This is a genomic window from Pseudoalteromonas sp. SR45-5 (assembly GCF_014163565.1).
Taxonomy (GTDB): domain Bacteria; phylum Pseudomonadota; class Gammaproteobacteria; order Enterobacterales; family Alteromonadaceae; genus Pseudoalteromonas; species Pseudoalteromonas distincta.
Genome location: NZ_JACJDN010000654.1, coordinates 1 through 2,137, shown reverse-complemented (window position 1 = coordinate 2,137; position 2,137 = coordinate 1). Strand labels below are relative to the sequence as shown.

Below are 2,137 nucleotides of genomic sequence, written 5' to 3'. Positions count from 1 at the left end.
TGGAAGTTGCCATTTATTACCTTCAAATATACGTGTAGTTTTTGAATCTAAATAAATGAAATACATTGCCATTGCAATAAAAACAGCCAAGCTGAATTTCCAAAACACTGACCATGTTTTTCTCATAAAAGAGCGTTTAACAGTGGGATTCACTGTTTTTTTACTGCCCTTTGATGTGCTTTTTTTTGTCGTGCTTGACGATTTACTAGCACGTTTAGCTGCAGGTTTGCTGGTAGGTGTTTTTTTATTGTCGGCCATTTAAGTGTAATTTATTCCAAGGGTTATTCACGAGTGTGAGCTTAGCATATTAGGCATATCCTAACATCCGAAAAGTTAACCCCCCCTGAAACAAAAAAAGCCCTACCGAAGTAGGGCTTTATGTAAACACACTATTATTTAAATAAACTATTAGCTATTTCGAACAGAAACAAACTCTGGGTAGGCTTCAATACCACAATCGTGTTGATCCATACCGTTTAGTTCTTCCTCTTCAGTTACTCGTATACCCATTGTTTTGTTAAGCACAGTCCAAACAATAAATGATGCTACAAATACAAAGGCAAGAATACATACTAAACCAATTAACTGATTAACAAAGCTTGCATCACCATTGGTTAGCGGTACTAACATAATACCTAATGCACCACACACACCGTGTACAGAGATAGCACCTACTGGATCGTCAATCTTAACTTTATCAAGTGCTATAATGCTAAACACAACTAATGAGCCACCAAGTAAACCTAGTAAACATGCCATTAATGGAGAAGGTGAAAGTGGGTCAGCAGTAATTACAACTAAACCTGCTAATGCACCGTTTAATACCATGGTTAAATCTGATTTGCCCCAAAGTATCTTACATACAAACAGTGCAGCAATAGCACCCATTGCAGCAGCTGCATTAGTATTAAGTAATATTTGACCTACCGCAGTTGCGTTTTCTTTATCCGAAAGTAGTAATTGAGAACCACCGTTAAAGCCAAACCAACCCATCCATAAAATAAATGTACCTAGTGTAGCAAGTGGTAAGTTTGAACCTGGAATTGGGTATATTTCACCGTTTTTACCATATTTTCCTTTACGAGCACCTAGGATTAGTACACCCGCTAGTGCAGCAGCTGCACCTGCGCCATGTACAATTGCAGAACCTGCAAAATCTACAAAGCCCATTTCAGATAAGAAACCACCACCCCATGTCCAGTAACCTTCAATAGGGTAAATAAAACCAGTTAGTACTACAGCAAAGCCAAGGAAAGCCCATAGCTTCATACGCTCAGCAACTGCACCCGATACAATCGACATAGCCGTTGCAACAAATACTACTTGGAAGAAAAAATCAGATTCTAAAGAATGGTCAGCATCAGCAGCTTGTGTGCCAATTAAAGCGCCTATTGAAGGAATAAAACCACCTTCGGCATTGTCTACATACATAATGTTGTAGCCAACTAATAAAAACATCGTACATGCAATTGAATACAGCGCGACATTTTTAGTTAAAATTTCAGCTGTGTTTTTAGAGCGAACTAAGCCCGCTTCTAACATGGCAAAACCTGCTGCCATCCACATTACTAATATACCTGATATTAAAAAATAGAAGGTATCGAGTGAAAACTTTAGTTCTATTATTGTATTTTCCATGAGACCCCCTTAAATTGCTTCTTCGTCAAGTTCGCCAGTACGGATACGAACAATTTGATCTAAGTCGTACACGAAAATTTTCCCGTCACCGATTTTACCTGTTGATGCAATTTTAGTAATTGCTTCAACAACGCGTTGACAATTTTCAGTACGAGTTGCAATTTCAAGTTTGATCTTAGGAATAAAATCTACTTGGTATTCTGCACCACGATATAACTCAGTATGACCTCGTTGACGTCCAAAACCTTTAACATCAACTACTGTCATCCCCTCAATTCCTAAATCAGCGAGTGCTTCACGCACGTCGTCTAATTTAAATGGTTTTATGATTGCACTAATCATTTTCATAGCGGCCCCCTCGGACTCTTTATTGTTATCCTGTTGGGTTAAACAATCCAACCTTTGTGCCACTATTTTTATATACTTTAAAACAATAAGTTAGTGAAAAACAGAAACTAAATAACAAAAAAAACGCACCAATTAGGTGCGTTAATTTAAC

The 2,137-nt window shown here is 37.8% G+C and carries 2 protein-coding genes and 1 pseudogene; all 3 read right to left on the bottom strand.

All coding sequences use genetic code 11. The features are described 5' to 3' along the window. Positions 1-258 (bottom strand): annotated as a pseudogene (locus H5072_RS20925) (penicillin-binding protein 1B); the annotation flags it as partial. A 150-nt stretch (positions 259-408) separates the two neighbouring features. Next, positions 409-1,638: an ammonium transporter gene (locus tag H5072_RS17650; RefSeq protein ID WP_024596272.1), complete on the bottom strand. Its 1,230-nt coding sequence runs from the start codon at positions 1,636-1,638 to the stop codon at positions 409-411. A 9-nt stretch (positions 1,639-1,647) separates the two neighbouring features. Beyond that, positions 1,648-1,986 carry a P-II family nitrogen regulator gene (locus H5072_RS17645; RefSeq protein ID WP_004587162.1) on the bottom strand — a complete coding sequence of 113 codons (339 nt, stop codon included), beginning with the start codon at positions 1,984-1,986 and terminating at the stop codon, positions 1,648-1,650. Between the last annotated feature and the right edge of the window lie 151 nt (positions 1,987-2,137).

Excerpts from the sequence above, each read along its gene's own strand:
- H5072_RS17645 (WP_004587162.1), bottom strand. The coding sequence starts at position 1,986 with ATGAAAATGATTAGTGCAATCATAAAACCATTTAAATTAGACGACGTG.
- H5072_RS17650 (WP_024596272.1), bottom strand. The coding sequence starts at position 1,638 with ATGGAAAATACAATAATAGAACTAAAGTTTTCACTCGATACCTTCTAT.